Raw genomic sequence first — 16755 nt, 5'->3', positions numbered from 1 at the left:
GGTCCGCAGCTGCGCCTGTTCGCCTTCGTCGCGGACATCGCGAAGGAGGGCGGGATCGACGGGCCCCGCGCGCTGCTGACGAACCCCGCGTCCGCGCAGGTGCTCCTGAACGTGGTCTTCTTCGTCCCCCTCGGGATGCTCGTCCGACACCTCGCTCTGCGCGGGCGCCTCGTCGCCGGGCTGATCGGCGGCACCGTCGCCGGCTTCGCCGTCTCGCTCCTCATCGAGGTCACGCAGCTCACGGGCGACTGGTTCCTCTACCCGTGCGCCTACCGGCTCTTCGACGTCGACGACCTGCTGGCCAACACGGCCGGCGCCCTGCTCGGCACCCTCCTCTCCCCCGTCCTCCTCCTCTTCACCCGCCGGACCGAGGGCGCGGTGCCGGAGCTGGCGCGCCCGGTCACGATCCGCCGCCGCGCGTTCGGCATGTTCTGCGACGTTCTCGCGCTGAGCCTCATCACGGGCGCGCTCGTCTCGATCACCGGGGTCGGCCTCGTGCTCGCGGGGGTGGACACGCGCTCGAGCCCCGGGGACGTGGTTCTCGGAGCCCTGCCGTTCGTCGCTCCGCTGCTCCAGCTCGTGATCGTGCTGCGGTCCGGACGGACCCTCGGCGAGACGGTGGTGCGCCTGCGTCCCGAGCCGCGACCGCTCCTCTGGCAGCGGCTCGTGCGCTGGGCGGCGGGATCGGGCGGCTGGTCGACCCTGCTCGCCGTCGAGGGCGGCTTCTGGTCGCTGCTCGCCTTCGTCCTCGCGGCGGCCGCGATGATCGGCCTGGTCGCGACACGGGGCCGCCGGGGGACGGCGAACGCGCTGGCTCGCCTCGACGTCGTGGACGAGCGGGCGGAGGCGCCGTCCGCCATGCGGAAGACGGACTGAGAGGAGCCTGCCGGACGCCTGGGCCGGCCGGTGGTCAGACCGCCGCGCGGAGCCCCTCGACCAGGTCGTGCTGCGCCTCGCGGCCGGCCCGCGTGGGCACGAGCGGGTACACGTGGACCTGCCCGACGGCCTCGTGGAGCTCGAACGAGACCCCGGCGGCCGCCGCCCGCTCGGCCAGCACGTGGGCGTCCGGATTGAGAACGTCCCGCGTGCCGGTGAAGACGGTGAGGGGGCCGAGGCCCGCCAGGTCGCCGAACAGCGGGCTGACCGCGGGATCGAGCAGGTCGAGGGCGCTGCGCCAGCTCTCGGCGAGGACGCGACCGCCCGGGGTGCCGAGCCAGGAATCGGTCGGCTGCACCTCGGGGATCCGCGGGTTGCTCCAGGAGAGGTCGAGCGCGGGCGAGACGAGGGTCGTGCGCGGCAGGACCACCCCCTCGTCGCGCAGGGCGAGGGCCGTCGAGAGGGCGATCTGGCCGCCCGCAGAGTCGCCGGCGAGGCAGGTCGCCCCGTGCCGCTCAAGACTCCGCAGCACCAGGGCGCGGACACCGTCGCGCGCCTCGAGCGCCGTGCCGAAGGGCACGAGCGGGTAGATCGGGAGGGTCACCGCGACGGAGGCCTCGTCGGCGATGCGGGCGGCGAGCCACCAGTGCTGGGGCGCGATCTCGTTCACCCAGCCGCCGCCGTGGACGTAGACGACGCCGCCGCGGATCACCCGCGGGCGGATCGTGTAGACCGGCCAGGAGCCGACCTGCTCCACGTCGACGCGCACGCCGGGCCGGAGGCGGGGCGGCGGTCCGTAGGAGGCGGGACGGAGCGCGCGCTCCCGGATGCGGCGACGGGCTCCCTCCGCGCTGACGAAGGTGCGGTTCGCACGGGCGAGCCGGAGCGCGAGCGGGACGAGGGCATCGGGGACGACGAGCGGCATCGCCCGAGCATCGCGCACCCCGGTGCGCGGCGGCTGGGCGGCGACGGGCTGCGCGGCTGCGGACTCCGCGGCGACGGACTCGGCAGCCGCCGACGCGGCGGCCACGGACTCCGCTGCCGATCCGCGGAGGGCGGAGGACGCAGCGCGGGCTCCGCGGACGGAGCGCCGGAACCCGCGGACGCAGCGTCGGAGACCGCGGACGACGCCCGGGCACCCCGCGCACAGCACGACGGCCCGGCCCGTGGAGGGAGCCGGGCCGGGGCCGCCGGTCAGCGTGGTGCCTGCACGCCCGCGGAGGGCGGGTCGGCAGCGACCTCGCTGTCGCCGTGCGCTGCGGGTCAGCGTCGCGCGGCGGAGCGGCCGGCGAAGCGGGTGTAGACGAGCAGGACGATGATCGCTCCGATGATCGAGCCGATGATGCCGGCGGGCTGGAAGAAGCCGTCCATCGGGTCGTGCTGGAAGATCAGGAAGCCGAGGAAGCCGCCGACGAACGAGCCGACGATGCCGAGCACGATGGTCATGCCGATGCTGATGCTCTGCTTCCCGGGGACGATGAGGCGGGCCAGCGCTCCTGCGATGAGTCCGACGACGATGAGGCTGATGATGAGACCGAGCATGGCGGTCGTCCTTCCGTTGTGCGGGCGGGGGCCCGCTGATCGGTTCCGCGGTTGCGGGACCGATGGCTACGCAACCACCCCGGAGGAGGCGGCGGTACACCCCTGGGGGTGTGCTCGCCCCGACGAGCCGTGCGGTAGCGTCCGACCATGACCCGCCGTGCGCCCCTCACCGTCGCGCTCGTCGACGACTACGACGTCGTCCTCACGGGCCTCGCGCACATGTTCGACCACTACCGCGACCGGGTGGTCGTCGCCGAGATCGACGCGAACGCCTCCCTCTCCGACCGGATCGACGTCGTCCTCTACGACTCGTTCGCCCAGCCGGAGTCGGACCACCACGAGATCGCGGAGCTGGTGCGCAACGAGCGGGCCGAGCACGTGGTCGTCTACACCTGGAACTTCGCGCCGACGCTCATCGCGGACGCCCTCGAGCAGGGCGTCCACGGCTACCTCTCCAAGACCCTGCCGGCGCGGGAGCTGGTGGCCGCGCTCGAGCGGGTGGCGGCGGGCGAGGTCGTCGTCAGCGATCCTCCGCGGCGGGCGGGCAGCGCACCGGGCCTCGACTGGCCGGGCCGCCACGAGGGCATCACCGACCGGGAGTCGGAGATCCTCGCGCTCATCACTCAGGGCAAGAGCAACGCCGACGTCGCCGCCCTCACCTACCTCAGCCCCAACACGGTGAAGTCCTACATCCGCAGCGTCTACGGCAAGATCGGCGCGACCAGCCGCACGCAGGCCGTCCTCTGGGGCGTCGACCACGGCTTCACCCCCGACCACCACCGCATCGACCACTGGCTCGGCGGCCCCTGACCCGCGCCCGCGGCACGCCACTCCGGTACGCGACCCGCCGACGGACGCGCACCCGGGAGGCGTCTCGCGGGAGGGGGCGGGGGCGCACGCACCGCTACGGTGTGGCCATGCCCCTCGACCGCGCGCCGACCATCCGCGACGTCGCGGTGCGGGCCGGAGTGTCGTACCAGACGGTCTCGCGGGTGCTCAACGACAGCCCCCAGCTGCGGCCGCGCACCCGGGAGCGCGTGCTCGCCGCGATCGAGGACCTCGGCTTCCGCCCCAGCGCCGCCGCCCGCGCCCTGGCGACGAGCCGCTCCGGCCTGATCGGGATCCTCGCCGCCGAGAGCCACAGCTTCTACGGCACCGCCACCGCGATGGCCGCGATCGAGCAGGCGGCGCGCGACGCGGGCTACCGGGTCCCGGTCGTGAACGCGGCGCCGGACGCGGAGTCGCTGGCCGACGGTCTCGCCCACCTGCAGCGGGAGTCGGTGGAGGCGATCGTGGTCCTCGCCCCGCAGGAGCGCGCGCTGGAGGCGATCGAGAGCCTCGCGATCGGCGTCCCCTCGGTGACGCTCGGCGCGACGGACCGCGGCGCCGACTCCCTGCTCCTCGTCGACCAGGCGGCCGGAGCGCGACTGGCGACCGAGCACCTCGTCGGCCTCGGCCACACCCGCATCGCGCACCTCGCCGGTCCGCAGCACTGGGTGGAGGCGCAGGCGCGGCTCGAGGGCTTCGGCGCCGGGATGAGCGCGGCCGGCCTCGACCCCGTCGCCGTCGTGGAGGGCGACTGGAGCGCCGAGTCCGGCTACTGCGCCGGCCTCCGCCTCCTCGACTCCTCGCCCCGGCCGACCGCGGTGTTCGCCGGCAACGACCAGATGGCCCTCGGACTCCTGCACGCCTGCACCGAGCGGGGACTGCGCGTGCCCGAGGACCTCAGCGTCGTCGGCTTCGACGACGTCCCCGAGGCGGCGCACTACCAGCCGCCGCTGACCACCATCCGCCAGGACTTCGCGGAAGTCGGCCGCCGCACGATCGGCGTCGTGCTCGCGGAGCTGCGCGGCGAGGAGCCCGCCGTCGACCGCCCGGTGCCGCCGGTGCTGGTGGAGCGGGCGTCGACGGCTCAGGCCTGAGCAGCACCGGCCCCCGCCTCACCCCGCGTGCGGCAGCAGCACCTCCACGCGCCCCTCGCGCACCCGCGTCTCGAACCGCGGCTGCGGCGAGGTGGCCGGCCCCCGCAGCACCTCGCCGGTCTCGAGCGAGAAGGCGCTGCCGTGCCACGGGCAGGCGACGCACGCCTCCCCCGAGCCGTCCGCCGAGACCTCGCCCTCGTCGAGCGGGCCCGAGAGGTGGCTGCAGACGTTCGAGAGCACGTCGATCCGCTCGCCCCGCCGGAAGGCGAGCAGGGGGAGGCCCGCGACCTCCCTCCTCACCGGCGTGCGCTCCGGCAGGTCCGCCAGGGCGCCGAGCTCCTGCCAGCCCGAGGGGAAGCGGTGCGGCACGTCCTCCGCGTGGTTCGCCCCCGCCGCCTGCCGGTAGCTGACGTGGCCGCCCAGGTAGCCGCCGCCCGAGACGACGGCGAGCCCGAGCATCCCGAGCACCTTCCCGCTCGTGGTGCGCCCGCGGCGGCGCTGCACCCACGACGCGGCGTAGAGGCCCGTCGCGACCACGTTGGCCGCCGAGTGCACCAGCCCGACGCGGGTCTGCTGCTCGTGCAGCTCCGACCAGTCGGTGAAGCCGGAGGCGGCGGTCGGCAGGACGCTGATCACGCCGACGCCGACGAGGGTCCGCGCCGCGCGCTGGTTCCCCGGCAGCAGGTCGAGCACCGCCGCCGACACCCAGGCGCCGGTGGGCACGAGGACGAGCAGCGGATGGACGGGGTGGCCGACCGGGACGCCGTGCAGCACGTCCCGCACCGGCTGCGGCCGGACCACCGCGTTCACGGCCCGCTTCACCCGGCCGACGAGCGGATCGAGGGCGGCGGCGTTCTCGAGGCGGGTGACGAGTCTGACGAGTCTGATCTCACGCATGCCTCATGCGACCAAGCGGGCGGCCCCGGCGGAAGGGGCTTGCGGCGGAGGAGGAGCAGTCGGACCCCGTCGGGCGGCCCCTCGCTTGCCGACCCCGAGCCGTTTCGCCTACTCTGACCCGGGGCTTTGTGAACGGTCACATCGCCCGAGCGAGGAGCATGATGGACCAGCGCAGGCCCACCCCCGCCGACGTGATCACGAGCGGCGCCACCGCCCTCGGCATCGAGCTCGGCTCCACCCGGATCAAGGCGTGCCTGGTCGACGCGGCCGACCCGTCCGTGGTCCTCGCCGTCGGCAGCCACGAGTGGGAGAACCAGTTCGTCGACCGCCGCTGGACCTACTCCCTCGACGCCGTCCACGCGGGCCTCCAGGCCGCCTACGCGGACCTCGTCGCCGACGCCTCGTCGCGACACGGCGTGCAGCTCTCCTCCGTCGGGGCGCTCGGCGTCTCGGCGATGATGCACGGCTACCTCCCCTTCGATGCGGACGGCGGACTGCTCGTCCCCTTCCGCACCTGGCGCAACACCAGCACCGGGCCCGCGTCCGCCGAGCTCACCGAGCTGTTCGGCGCCAACATCCCGCTGCGCTGGTCGCTCGCGCACCTGCACCAGGCGGTCCTCGACTCCGAGCCGCACGTCGAGCGGATCGATTTCCTCACCACCCTCGCCGGCTACGTGCACTGGCGCCTCACCGGCGAGAAGGTCCTCGGAGTCGGCGACGCCTCCGGCATGGTCCCGACCGACCCGGCGACCCGCGACTACGACCAGCGCGTCGTCGACCTCTACGACGAGCGCGCGGCCGGCGCCGTGAAGCCGCTGCGCGAGCTGCTGCCCGCCGTGCTCCCCGCGGGCGCCGACGCCGGCTCGCTCACCGCCGAGGGCGCGCTCCTGCTCGACCCCACCGGCTCCCTCCGGCCCGGCGCCCCGGCCTGCCCGCCCGAGGGCGACGCCGGCACCGGCATGGTGGCGACCAACTCCGTCGCCCCGCGCACCGGCAACGTCAGCGCCGGCACCAGCATCTTCGCCATGGTCGTCCTCGAGGGCCCGCTGGAGAGCGTGCACCACGAGCTCGACCTCGTCGCGACCCCCGCCGGCGACCTCGTCGCGATGGTCCACTGCAACAACGGAGCCAGCGAGCTCGCCGGCTGGGTCGGCCTGTTCTCGCGGTTCGCCGCCGCGTCCGGCGGACCCTCCGACAGCGACGCCGTCTACGGCACCCTCTTCGCCGAGGCGCTCGAGGGCGAGGCGGACGCGGGCGGACTGCTCGCCTACAACCACCTCGCGGGCGAGCCCATCGCCGGCCTGGGCGAGGGCCGCCCGCTCGTCGTGCGCACCCCCGACTCGCGCCTCACGCTCGCCAACTTCATGCGCGCGCAGCTCTACGGCGTGTTCGGCACCCTGGCGCTGGGCATGCGCGTCCTCGCGGGCGAGGGCGTCCGGATCGACGAGATGTTCGCGCACGGAGGCATGTTCCGCACCGCCGGGGTCGCCCAGCGCTTCCTCGCCGGCGCGCTCGACGCCCCGGTCTCGGTCGCCGCGACCGCCTCCGAGGGCGGCCCGTGGGGCATGGCGGTGCTCGCCGCCTACCGACTGCAGAGCGGAGTCGCGCTCGACGCGTACCTCACCGATCAGGTCTTCGGCGACTCCGGCTTCGAGACCGTCGCCCCCGACGCGGACGACGTCGCCGGCTTCTCCGCCTACCTCGAGCGCTACCGCGCCGGCCTCGCCGTCGAGCAGACCGCCGTCGAAACCCTCACCGACCCGCAGAACCAGGGAGCCACCGCATGACCACCCAGACCCCCGCCGTCGAGGAGGCGATCGCCCGCGTCCGCGAGGACGTCGCGCGGCTGCACTCCGAGCTCGTCCGCTACGGCCTCGTCATCTGGACCGGCGGCAACATCTCGGGCCGCGTGCCCGGCGCCGACCTCTTCGTGATCAAGCCCAGCGGCGTCTCCTACGACGACCTCGCGCCCGAGAACATGATCCTCTGCGACCTCGACGGGAACGTCGTCCCCGGCACCCCCGGCAGCGACCGCAGCCCCTCCAGCGACACCGCGGCGCACGCCTACGTGTACCGCGAGATGCCCGAGGTCGGCGGAGTCGTGCACACGCACTCCACCTACGCGACCGCGTGGGCGGCCCGCGCCGAGTCGATCCCCTGCGTCATCACCGCGATGGCCGACGAGTTCGGCGGGGAGATCCCCATCGGCCCGTTCGCGATCATCGGCGACGACTCCATCGGCCGCGGCATCGTCGCGACCCTCAGCGGGCACCGCTCGCGGGCGGTCCTGATGCAGAACCACGGCGTCTTCACCATCGGCAAGGACGCGAAGGACGCCGTCAAGGCGGCCGTCATGGCCGAGGACGTCGCCCGCACCGTGCACCTCGCGCGCCAGGGCGGCGAGCTCGTCCCCATCCCGCAGGAGTCGATCGACGCCCTGTTCGACCGCTACCAGAACGTCTACGGACAGAACCCCACCGGAGCCATCGCATGAGCGTGTACCAGAGCATCATCCCCGACCTCGCCACCCGCACCGTCTGGTTCCTGACCGGCAGCCAGGACCTCTACGGCGAGGACACCCTCCGCCAGGTCGCCGAGCAGTCGCAGGCCGTCGTCGCGCAGCTGAACGAGGCGGGCGCGATCCCCGTGACCGTCGAGTGGAAGCCGGTGCTGAAGAGCTCCGACGCCATCCGCCGCACCATGATCGAGGCGAACTCCGACGACTCCGTGGTGGGCGTCATCACCTGGATGCACACCTTCAGCCCCTCGAAGATGTGGATCCACGGCTTCGACGCGCTCGCCAAGCCGCTGCTGCACTTCCACACCCAGGCGAACGTCGCCCTGCCGTGGCAGGACATCGACTTCGACTTCATGAACCTCAACCAGGCCGCGCACGGCGACCGCGAGCACGGCTACATCCTCAGCCGGATGAGCGTGCCCCGGAAGACGGTCGTCGGCCACGCGAGCGACGCCCGCGTCACCGAGGCCATCGGCACCTGGTCGCGCGCGGCCGCCGGCTGGTCCGCCTCGCGGAGCATGAAGGTCGCCCGCTTCGGCGACAACATGCGCAACGTCGCCGTCACCGAGGGCGACAAGACCGAAGCCGAGATCCGCCTCGGCGTCAGCGTCAACACCTGGGGAGTGAACGAGCTCGTCGAGCGCGTCGACGCCGCCACCTCCGAGCAGATCGACGCCCTCGTCGCGGAGTACCTCGAGAGCTACGACGTGGTCCCCGAGCTGCTCCCCGGCGGCGAGCGCCACGAGTCGCTCCGCTACGGCGCCGCGGTCGAGATCGGCCTGCGCTCGTTCCTGGAGGAGGGCGGCTTCGAGGCGTTCACCGACAGCTTCGAGGACCTCGGCGGGCTCCGCCAGCTCCCCGGACTCGCCGTGCAGCGCCTCATGGCGGACGGCTACGGCTTCGGCGGCGAGGGCGACTGGAAGACGGCCGTCCTCATCCGCATCGCCGCCGTCATGGGCGCCGGCCTCCCCGGCGGCACCAGCCTGATGGAGGACTACACCTACGACATGACGCCCGGCGAGGAGCTCATCCTCGGCGCGCACATGCTCGAGGTGTCGCCGTCCCTGTCGTCGAAGCGCGCCTCGCTCGAGATCCACCCGCTGGGCATCGGCGGCCGCGAGGACCCGGTGCGCCTGGTCTTCACCGCCGACGCCGGACCCGCCGTGGTGGTCGCCCTGAGCGACGTCCGCGAGCGGTTCCGCCTGGTCGCGAACAAGGTCCGGAACGTCGAGCCGCCCCAGACGCTCCCGCACCTGCCGGTCGGCCGCGCCGTCTGGCAGCCGGCCCCCGACTTCGGCACCAGCGCCGCGGCCTGGATCACCGCCGGTGCCGCGCACCACACGGTGATGACGACGCAGATCGGCCTGGAGGCGTGGGAGGACTTCGCCCGCATCGCCGGCGTCGAGCTCCTCGTGATCGACGAGTCGACCACCCTCCGCGGCTTCGAGTCCGACATCCGCTCGAACGCGGCGTACTACCGCCTCTCCCAGGGCCTGTAGATCCTGCGAGGCCGGACGGCCGGCTCCCTGCGGGGGGGTCGGCCGTCCGTCGTTCCCGGCACGCCGCCGGGTCGGGGCGGGGGCCCGCCGCCGAGACCGGCCTGGATCGCGTCCGCGATCGAGGGCGGATCGCCCTCTCCGGCCCGTTCGGCGCCCGCTGCAGCGTCCCGGCCCCGGTTGCGGACGCGCTCGCAGCACGACGGAGGCCGGGAGGCCCGGACGGCCCTCGCGGGCAGTCGGTCCTTCCGGCCTCCGGCATGCAGGCGTGCGGCGGGCGGTCAGTCGCGCGAGGTCGAGAACGCCGCGTCGAAGGCGTCGGCCGGCGGCGTGATCGCGTTGAGCTTCCGCACGAAGGCCAGGGCCTCGGGGGCGCCGTCGAGGCGGTCCATGCCGGCGTCCTCCCACTCGACGCTGGTCGGGCCGGTGTAGCCGATCGCGTTGAGCGCGCGGAACACCGGCTCCCACGGGACGGCGCCGTGCCCGGTCGAGACGAAGGTCCACCCGCGGCGCGGGTTCGCCCACGGCAGGTGCGAGCCGAGGACGCCGTTGCGGCCGTCGAGGTTGGTGACCGACTCCTTCACGTGCACGTGGAAGATGTGGTCGGCGAAGTCGAGCACGAACGCGACGCTGTCGAGCTGCTGCCAGACGAAGTGCGACGGGTCGAAGTTGAAGCCGAACGAGGCGCGGTGGCCGATCGCCTCGAGGGTGCGCTTGGCGGTCCAGTAGTCGTAGGCGATCTCGCTCGGGTGCACCTCGAGCGCGTAGCGGACGCCGACCTCCTCGAAGACGTCGAGGATCGGGTTCCAGCGGTCGGCGAAGTCCTGGTAGCCGGCGGCGATCCACTCGTCGGAGGCGGGCGGGAACATGGCCACGCCCTTCCAGATCGACGAGCCGGAGAAGCCGTTGACCTGCGTCACGCCGAGCGCGGCGGCGAAGCGGGCGGTGTCCTTGAGGTCCTGGGCGGCGCGCTGCCGGACGCCCTCGGCGTCGCCGTCGCCCCAGACGCGGTCGCTGAGGATGTCGCGGTGGCGCTCGTCGATCGGGTCGTCGCAGACCGCCTGGCCGGTGAGGTGGTTCGAGATCGCGAAGACCTGGAGGCCGTTGCGCTCGAGGATGTCCTTCCGGCTCTGCACGTACTCCGCGTCGTCCCAGCGCGCCACGTCGATGTGGTCGCCCCAGCAGGCGATCTCGAGGCCGTCGTAGCCCCACTCCCCCGCGAGGCGCGCCACCTCCTCGAACGGGAGGTCGGCCCACTGGCCGGTGAAGAGGGTGATCGGTCGCGTCATCGCGGATTCCTAACTCTCGACTCCCGCGCGCCGTCGCACCGGGAGAGGTAATTTGAGGGTTCACGCAACATATCAGGCACTCCCGCGAGCCCGAAAGGAACCGATCATCGCCCCGATCGCCGGCGCACTGTCGCGCACGCCCACCCTCGTCACCGCCACTGCGGCCCCGACCTGGGAGGAGGGCCTGATCGTCGGCAGCGGCCGCGTCGGCGCCGTGGTGCACGGCCCGGCCGACGCGCTCACCGTCTCGCTGGCGCACGAGCGCTACTTCCTCCCCGTCAATGCGCGGCCCGCCGCCCCGGACCTCGCCCCGGTGCGGGACGAGCTGCGGAGTGCCCTGCTGGCCGGGGACGCCGACGCGGCGAGCGACCTGCTCGAGCGCGGGGCGCGGGCGAGCGGCTACGACGGCGGCCTGATCTGGACCGATCCGCTCGGGCTGTGCGCGACGCTGTCGATCCGCACGGCCGGCGGGGTCGCGTCGAGCCGGCGCCTGCTCGACCCGCTGCTGGGCGAGGTCGCGGTCGAGTGGACCGACCTCGACGGCGGGCGGCACGCGGTGCGACTGATCGCTCCGCACGGGGGCGAGAGCGTCCGGCTGCGGGTGGAGTCGGAGCGCGACGGCGAGAGCACGGTCGAGCTCGGGCTGGGCGCCGGGGACGCGACCTCGTTCGACACGGGCGTGCCGGACGCGTCGGCCGTGGTCGAGGCGACGGTCGAGGGCGGTGCGGTCGGACGACTGCTGGCCGTCGCCGGGACCGGAAGTGCCGAGACCGGGGGCGAGCGGATCCGCGCGACGGTCACCGCGGCGACCGGGGCGCCGTGGGACGTTGAGGGCGTCGTGACCCGCTCGACGGTGTCGGTCCCGGCCGGTGCGGGCGCGCTCCTCCGTGTCGATCTGTCGCTGGCGGGCGACGAGCCGGCGAGCCGGGAGCGTGCGGGCGGCGAGTCGACGGGCGACGACGCCTCGTGGGCGGAGCTGCGCGAGGCCCAGCGCCACGGGCACGGCCGGCTGGTCGGCGCCTCCTCCCTCGATCTCGCCGGCGCCTCCTCCGCGGTGCTCACCGAGGACCTCTGGGAGGAGGCGCGTGCCGGCGACGAGGGTGCGCGCCGCCGCGTCGTCGAGCTGGCGTACCTCAGCGGCCGCGCGAACATCGTCGCCTCCACCGGCGAGCTGCCGCCGACGCTGCAGGGCGTCTGGCAGGGCACCTGGCGGCCGGCCTGGTCGGCCGACTACACGCTGAACGGCAACGTGCAGAACGGCGCGATGGCGGGGATGATCCCGACCGGCACGCCCGAGCTGGCGCTGTCGATCCTGGAGCTGGTGCTGCCGCACCTCGACGACTACCGCGAGAACGCGCGCCTCGTCTACGGGGCGGAGGGGATGCTCCTGCCGTCGCGGATGTCGACCCACGGCCGCGCCGACCACTTCGCGGCGAGCTACCCGCACCTCTTCTGGACGGGCTGCGGCGGCTGGGTGCTGCGCCTGGCCGCCGACGCCGTCGCGGCCACGGGGGACCGCGGCATCGTCGACGACCGGCTGTGGGAGCTGGCCGAGGGCGTGCTGCGCTTCGCCGAGACCGGGACGACCGTGGTCGACGGGGTGCGCCGGATCGTCCCCTCCTACTCCCCCGAGAACACACCGGGTGGTGCGCGCTCGCCGATAGCGGTCGATGCGACGATCGACGTCGCCGTGCTGCGGGACGCCGCGCGGGCGACGGCGCTGCTCGGCCGGGCCCGCGGCGACGACTCGCTCGACGAGCGCTGGGCGCGGGTGGTCGCGGAGCTGCCGGAGTACCGGGTCGCCGAGGACGGCACGCTGGCGGAGTGGATCGACCCGCGGTTCGCGGAGGAGATCGCGCACCGGCACGCGTCGCAGCTGTACCCGCTCTGGTACGCGGGCGACGCGGCCTTCGAGGGCCCCGGCGCCTCCGCGGTGCGGCTGCGGGCCGCCGCGGCGGCGACGGTGGCGGCGAAGATCGCGTGGCGGGCCGAGGCGCCGACCGCTCCTCCCGGGCGGATGGAGATGGCGTTCGGGCTGGTGCAGGTGGGCGTCGCGGCGGCGGCGCTGGGTGACGGGGAGGCGGCGCTGACCTGCGCGGAGTGGCTCGCGGTCGAGCACTGGTCACCGACGCTGACGACCCGGCACGACGCGGGGCGGATCTTCAACCTCGACGCCAGCGGCGGACTGCCGGGGCTCGTGGCGGCGATGCTGCTGGGATCGGATGACGAGACGCTGACGGTGCTGCCGGCACTGCCGTCCGCGTGGGCGCGGGGTGCCGTGACGGGGCTGCGCGCGCGCGGCGGGGTGGTCGTGGACCGGCTGGAGTGGTCGCCGGGGCGGGCGTCGCTGTGGGTGCGGCGGGTGCCGAGCGCGGAGTGGCTGGCACCGGCGGGCGGGACGCGGGTGCGCACGCTGCGCGACGCGGTGCTGCGCGTCGACGGGCGCGAGGTGTCGGGCGGGCTGGAGCTCGGTGCGGAGGCGGTGCGCGTCGACGTGGAGTGGCGCGGCTGAGGGCGCTGCTGAGGGTCCGGCTGCGGCACGCGGAACGAGCTCCGGTCCGCCGACGGAGGCGGAGCAGCGCACCGGGCGTCGTCCCCGCTGGCCGCCGGACCCGCCGTGTGGCCGCGTCGACGTGAGAACGAGACGCGCGCCGGATGCGGTGGGTCGGGTCAGCTCCGCGAGTGCCCGTAGCGGTCGTAGACGCGGTTGCGGGCCGCCCGCTCGGCGGCGGGCAGGCGCTGCGCGTCGGCGATCTCGTAGACGCCGAAGGTGTCGCGCAGGCGCGAGGCCGGGTCGACCTCGACGAAGGTGCACCAGGGCAGCCAGTGGTGGTGGCTGCGCAGGGTCTGGGTCGCGAAGTCGCCGCTCTCGTGGCCGAGGCCGGGCATCGCGTAGCCGATGCTGCCGTCGACGTCGGTCGACTGGCGGGTGTTGCGGTGCAGGAACTCGGCGAAATCGAGGTAGTGCTCGTCGCCCGTGATCAGGTGCAGTCGGTAGTAGCTGTACGAGCAGGCCGCCATGTAGACGTCGGCGCCGCCGCCGAGGGTGATGATGCTCTGTCCGCTGATCGAGTACCGGTTGAAGGGATGCGCCCAGGGCGCGCGGACCGGGAAGGACCACGCGTAGGTCCAGGTCTCCGTGTAGTCGGCGGCGCGGACGGCGCCCTCCAGCCAGCGCGGCTCCTCCGTCAGGTCGTACAGCGCGAGGAAGCCGAACAGCCCGTAGATGCCCGCCTCCTTGTCCTGGATGTCGGCGTTGTCGCAGGTGCCGCCGCGGTACTCCAGCGTGCGGTGGATGTTCGCGAACGACCACTCGCCGGCGCGCACGGCGGACGCGAGGTAGCGCCCCTCCCCCGTCACGAGGTGCAGCTGCACGAGGAAGCGGATCATGCTCGGGGTGTTCGAGCGCGAGTCCATCCGCACCGAGCCGTCGGCGTTGTAGGCGCGGTGGAAGCTGCCGTCGGCGTCCTGCACCTCGAGCAGCCAGTCGGCGGTCCGCCGGCAGAACTCGAGCCAGAGCGGGCGCTCGTCGCCGAGGTCCCGCAGGTGCAGGTAGGCGTCGAGGATCGCCTCGACGCCGTCGGCGAGCATCCGCAGGTAGTGCGGGTACGGCTCGAAGCCGCCGAGCGAGGGGTTGAAGCACATCCGCGGCGGGCCCGACTCGGGCAGCGCGGTCCGCGCCCAGAAGTCGACGATGCCGACGCCCTGCTCGAACGCCTCCGGCACACCCTCGCGGTCGCCGTAGCGCAGCAGCTGGTAGCCGATGCCGGGCTGCTGCCCGACGAAGCCGAACTGGAAGGAGACGCTCGAGACGTCGAGGTCCGGCAGCTGGCAGGCGAACGGCAGGCCCCAGGAGTCGCCGTAGCGGCGGGTGAGCCGCTGGAGGATCGCCATGCCATTGTGGAAGTGCTGCTCGTTGTCGACCTCGAACAGGTCGTCGCGCAGGCGCGCGTAGGCGCTGCGCCAGGTGGCGCGCATCATCGTCGCGAAGTCGTCGTGGCGGCCAAGGTCGACGGCCACGGCGTAGCGCTGGCGGAAGCCGACCTCGACCGGGTGGTTCACCCGCTGCAGGGCCTTCGGGGCGGCGTCGTAGTCGAGGCCGGAGTAGGGGTTGTCGATCGGGCGCTCGCCGTCGGCGCCCGGGTGGACGTAGTCGATCGACAGGCCCGCGGGCGGCACGTCGAGCGGGGTCCGCACGCCGAAGCCGTAGTAGAGGTAGTTCAGCGTCGTGCCCTGCGGGCGGCTCAGGCCGATCGAGCCGACGGTGCACTCCGGGTCGGTGAAGTTCTCCGAGCGGACCACGTCCAGGCGCGGCAGCGTCGCGTCGGCCGCCCAGCGCGAGAGCGCCACGGTCTCGCCGGTCGCGAGGCTCTGCGCGGCGAACAGCGGCAGCGCGTAGTGCGTCTCGGTGCGCCAGAAGTACTCGCTGCCGGGGTCGCGGCCCATCGCGTCGGCGGGCCCGAAGGCGTTGTCGCGGTACCAGGCGCCGGGGGCGAAGCACTCGTAGTCGCGGAGGTCGTCGGACCCGGTCAGCCCGAGCGAGACGGCGGTGGAGAAGCCGAGCTCGCCGCCGGCCGCCAGCACCTCGACGTCGCGGTGCACGGAGAAGCCGTCGCCCGCGACGCGCCAGACGTCGGTGACGGCGAAGGACGACCCGGAGCGGACGGTGATCGTCCCGCTCGCGGTGATCGCCCCCTCCGACAGCGAGACGTCGTCGTAGGGCGCGCCGGAGTACTCGCTGATCGCGGCGACGGTCTTGACCGTGACGCGCAGCGGCCGGTCGTTCGCGTAGAGGACGCTCTCGCCCGCGAGCACCTCGAGGCCGCCCGCCTCGACGCGGAGGGTGTAGTCGCCGGAGCGCAGTTCCACGGTGGTCCCTTCCCGGAGGGTCATCTCAGCTCTTCTCGTCGTGCGCGCGGGGGCCGGCCGATCGGGCGGCCCCCGCCGGCTCGTCCTCGAGCCGCTGCGCCCCCGGATCGAAGCGCCGCGAGCCCGGCCGGAACAGCAGCGCGACGCCGCCCTCGACCAGCCCCGCGAGCAGCAGCAGGATCGCGAACGGGATCAGCGAGATCTCGGCCCACGCGCCCATCACCGGCATCACCAGTCCGGCCGCCGTGAAGCTGACCGTGCCGAGGATCGCCGTGACGCTGCCCGCCTCGCTCGACGGGCCCTGCAGCGAGAGGTACTGCACCGGGGCGAAGCCGAGCGAGCGGCCGGCCAGCGCGAACGTCAGCGCGCCGACGACGACGAGCAGCGGCTGCGTGCCGGTGAGCGCGAGCACCGCGACCACGACGGCGCCGAGCGCCGTGACGATCGCCGAGGCGAACATCGCGAACCGGGGTCCGAACCGCGGCACGATCACCCGTCCCGTCGTCTGCCCGACCGCGATCGTCACGAGCGAGGTGACCAGGAACAGCAGCCCGTACAGGTCGGGACCGACCGCGTAGACGTTCGTGTAGAGGAAGGGAGCGGTCGCGAGATACGCGAAGCCGACCGACCAGCCCGCGGCCGAGGCGGCGGCGAGCGCCAGCACGCGCGGCCGCCGGAGCATCCCGAAGGAGTTGCGCAGCGACGGGCCGAGCCCGCCCTGGTGCCGCCGCTCGCGGGGCAGCGTCTCGGGCAGCACCAGGAGCGCGATCACGGTCGCGAGCGCTCCCCAGGCGGCGACCGCGAGGAAGGAGCCGCGCCAGTCGATCACCTTGGTCAGCTGCGCGCCGACGGAGGGCACCAGGATCGGGAAGACAGAGACGATCACGGCGAGGTTCGCGAGCATCGTGACGAGCCGCTTGCCGCTGTAGAGGTCGCGGACGATGGCGGTGACGACGACGCCCGCGGCGGTGCAGGCGGCGCCCTGGACGAAGCGGGCCGAGAGCAGCACGGCGGTGTCGGAGGTCATCGCCGCGACGAGGCTCGCCGCGATGTGCAGCGCCGCCGAGACGCCGAGCGGCCACTTGCGGCCGACCGCGTCGCTGAGCGGTCCTGAGACGAGCTGGCCGGCCGCGAAGCCGAAGGTGGCGCCGGTGACGACCAGCTGGGCGGTCGCCACCGAGACGCCGAGATCGTCCTGCAGCGTCGGCAGGAACGGCAGCACCAGGTCGATGGTGAGCGGCCCGAAGCCGACGAGCATCGCGAAGATCGGCAGCAGGAGGCGGCCGCGGGGCATCGCCCGGGCGGCGGTGGAGGCGGTCATGAGCGCGGAGCGCAGGTCACGGAGG

Annotated in this window: 13 protein-coding genes; 7 read left to right on the top strand and 6 right to left on the bottom strand. The window is 73.9% G+C overall.

What is annotated here, in order from left to right; all coding sequences use genetic code 11:
• On the top strand, positions 1 to 876 hold an 876-nt coding region (locus C5C74_RS08590), incomplete at its 5' end, for a VanZ family protein (protein WP_104351339.1).
• Positions 877 to 910: 34 nt separating this feature from the next.
• Here C5C74_RS08590 and C5C74_RS08585 read toward each other — a convergent pair.
• Entirely contained in the window at positions 911 to 1906 is a 996-nt protein-coding gene (locus C5C74_RS08585) for an alpha/beta hydrolase (RefSeq protein WP_258064127.1), read from the bottom strand.
• 233 nt (positions 1907 to 2139) lie between these two features.
• Complete coding sequence (locus C5C74_RS08580) at positions 2140 to 2418, bottom strand: GlsB/YeaQ/YmgE family stress response membrane protein (protein ID WP_104225042.1); 279 nt, start codon at positions 2416 to 2418, stop codon at positions 2140 to 2142.
• A gap of 147 nt (positions 2419 to 2565) precedes the next feature.
• Here C5C74_RS08580 and C5C74_RS08575 point away from each other — a divergent pair, with 147 nt between their 5' ends.
• Positions 2566 to 3228 (top strand): response regulator transcription factor, encoded by a 663-nt coding sequence (locus tag C5C74_RS08575; protein WP_104225041.1) that lies wholly within the window; start codon positions 2566 to 2568, stop codon positions 3226 to 3228.
• A 107-nt stretch (positions 3229 to 3335) separates the two neighbouring features.
• Positions 3336 to 4340: a LacI family DNA-binding transcriptional regulator gene (locus tag C5C74_RS08570; protein WP_104351338.1), complete on the top strand. Its 1005-nt coding sequence runs from the start codon at positions 3336 to 3338 to the stop codon at positions 4338 to 4340.
• 18 nt (positions 4341 to 4358) lie between these two features.
• Here C5C74_RS08570 and C5C74_RS08565 read toward each other — a convergent pair whose 3' ends face one another.
• On the bottom strand, positions 4359 to 5237 hold the full coding sequence (locus C5C74_RS08565; RefSeq protein ID WP_104351337.1) for a Rieske 2Fe-2S domain-containing protein: 879 nt from the start codon (positions 5235 to 5237) through the stop codon (positions 4359 to 4361).
• A gap of 161 nt (positions 5238 to 5398) precedes the next feature.
• On the opposite strand from C5C74_RS08565, the gene C5C74_RS08560 reads away from it, so the two are divergent.
• From C5C74_RS08560 to araA, 3 genes are read left to right on the top strand one after another with little or no spacing between them, the layout of a single operon-like run.
• Positions 5399 to 7024, top strand: coding sequence for a xylulokinase (locus C5C74_RS08560; protein WP_104351336.1), 1626 nt, complete (start codon positions 5399 to 5401; stop codon positions 7022 to 7024).
• Positions 7021 to 7731 (top strand): L-ribulose-5-phosphate 4-epimerase, encoded by a 711-nt coding sequence (locus C5C74_RS08555; RefSeq protein ID WP_104224687.1) that lies wholly within the window; start codon positions 7021 to 7023, stop codon positions 7729 to 7731. The genes C5C74_RS08560 and C5C74_RS08555 overlap by 4 nt, the downstream gene beginning before the upstream one ends.
• Positions 7728 to 9254 (top strand): L-arabinose isomerase, encoded by a 1527-nt coding sequence (gene araA, locus C5C74_RS08550; RefSeq protein ID WP_104323541.1) that lies wholly within the window; start codon positions 7728 to 7730, stop codon positions 9252 to 9254. The genes C5C74_RS08555 and araA overlap by 4 nt, the downstream gene beginning before the upstream one ends.
• Before the next feature lie 278 nt (positions 9255 to 9532).
• Here araA and C5C74_RS08545 read toward each other — a convergent pair whose 3' ends face one another.
• Positions 9533 to 10540 (bottom strand): sugar phosphate isomerase/epimerase, encoded by a 1008-nt coding sequence (locus C5C74_RS08545; protein WP_104351335.1) that lies wholly within the window; start codon positions 10538 to 10540, stop codon positions 9533 to 9535.
• 52 nt (positions 10541 to 10592) lie between these two features.
• Between C5C74_RS08545 and C5C74_RS08540 the strand changes: the two genes are divergently transcribed.
• Positions 10593 to 13052, top strand: a complete 2460-nt coding sequence (locus tag C5C74_RS08540) for a glycoside hydrolase family 95-like protein (RefSeq protein WP_104351334.1) — start codon at positions 10593 to 10595, stop codon at positions 13050 to 13052.
• Between the two features lie 158 nt (positions 13053 to 13210).
• Here C5C74_RS08540 and C5C74_RS08535 read toward each other — a convergent pair whose 3' ends face one another.
• Both C5C74_RS08535 and C5C74_RS08530 read right to left on the bottom strand, forming a co-directional pair.
• A complete protein-coding gene (locus tag C5C74_RS08535) occupies positions 13211 to 15433 on the bottom strand; it encodes a hypothetical protein (RefSeq protein ID WP_219813450.1) in 2223 nt (740 codons plus the stop codon).
• Between the two features lies 1 nt (position 15434).
• The gene (locus C5C74_RS08530) at positions 15435 to 16730 is read right to left on the bottom strand and encodes a multidrug effflux MFS transporter (protein WP_104351333.1); all 1296 of its coding nucleotides are present in this window, start codon (positions 16728 to 16730) and stop codon (positions 15435 to 15437) included.
• Positions 16731 to 16755: the final 25 nt, after the last annotated feature.

Origin of the sequence: Rathayibacter sp. AY1E8 (assembly GCF_002931415.1) — a bacterium.
In the GTDB taxonomy this organism is placed as follows: domain Bacteria; phylum Actinomycetota; class Actinomycetes; order Actinomycetales; family Microbacteriaceae; genus Rathayibacter.
This window is presented reverse-complemented; position numbering and strand designations above follow the sequence as displayed.

Bases quoted from the DNA above. Each gene is read 5' to 3' on its own strand.
- C5C74_RS08570 (WP_104351338.1), top strand. From the start codon at position 3,336: ATGCCCCTCGACCGCGCGCCGACCATCCGCGACGTCGCGGTGCGGGCC.
- araA (WP_104323541.1), top strand. From the start codon at position 7,728: ATGAGCGTGTACCAGAGCATCATCCCCGACCTCGCCACCCGCACCGTC.
- C5C74_RS08555 (WP_104224687.1), top strand. From the start codon at position 7,021: ATGACCACCCAGACCCCCGCCGTCGAGGAGGCGATCGCCCGCGTCCGC.
- C5C74_RS08560 (WP_104351336.1), top strand. From the start codon at position 5,399: ATGGACCAGCGCAGGCCCACCCCCGCCGACGTGATCACGAGCGGCGCC.
- C5C74_RS08565 (WP_104351337.1), bottom strand. From the start codon at position 5,237: ATGCGTGAGATCAGACTCGTCAGACTCGTCACCCGCCTCGAGAACGCC.
- C5C74_RS08545 (WP_104351335.1), bottom strand. From the start codon at position 10,540: ATGACGCGACCGATCACCCTCTTCACCGGCCAGTGGGCCGACCTCCCG.
- C5C74_RS08580 (WP_104225042.1), bottom strand. From the start codon at position 2,418: ATGCTCGGTCTCATCATCAGCCTCATCGTCGTCGGACTCATCGCAGGA.
- C5C74_RS08575 (WP_104225041.1), top strand. From the start codon at position 2,566: ATGACCCGCCGTGCGCCCCTCACCGTCGCGCTCGTCGACGACTACGAC.
- C5C74_RS08535 (WP_219813450.1), bottom strand. From the start codon at position 15,433: ATGACCCTCCGGGAAGGGACCACCGTGGAACTGCGCTCCGGCGACTAC.
- C5C74_RS08530 (WP_104351333.1), bottom strand. From the start codon at position 16,730: ATGACCGCCTCCACCGCCGCCCGGGCGATGCCCCGCGGCCGCCTCCTG.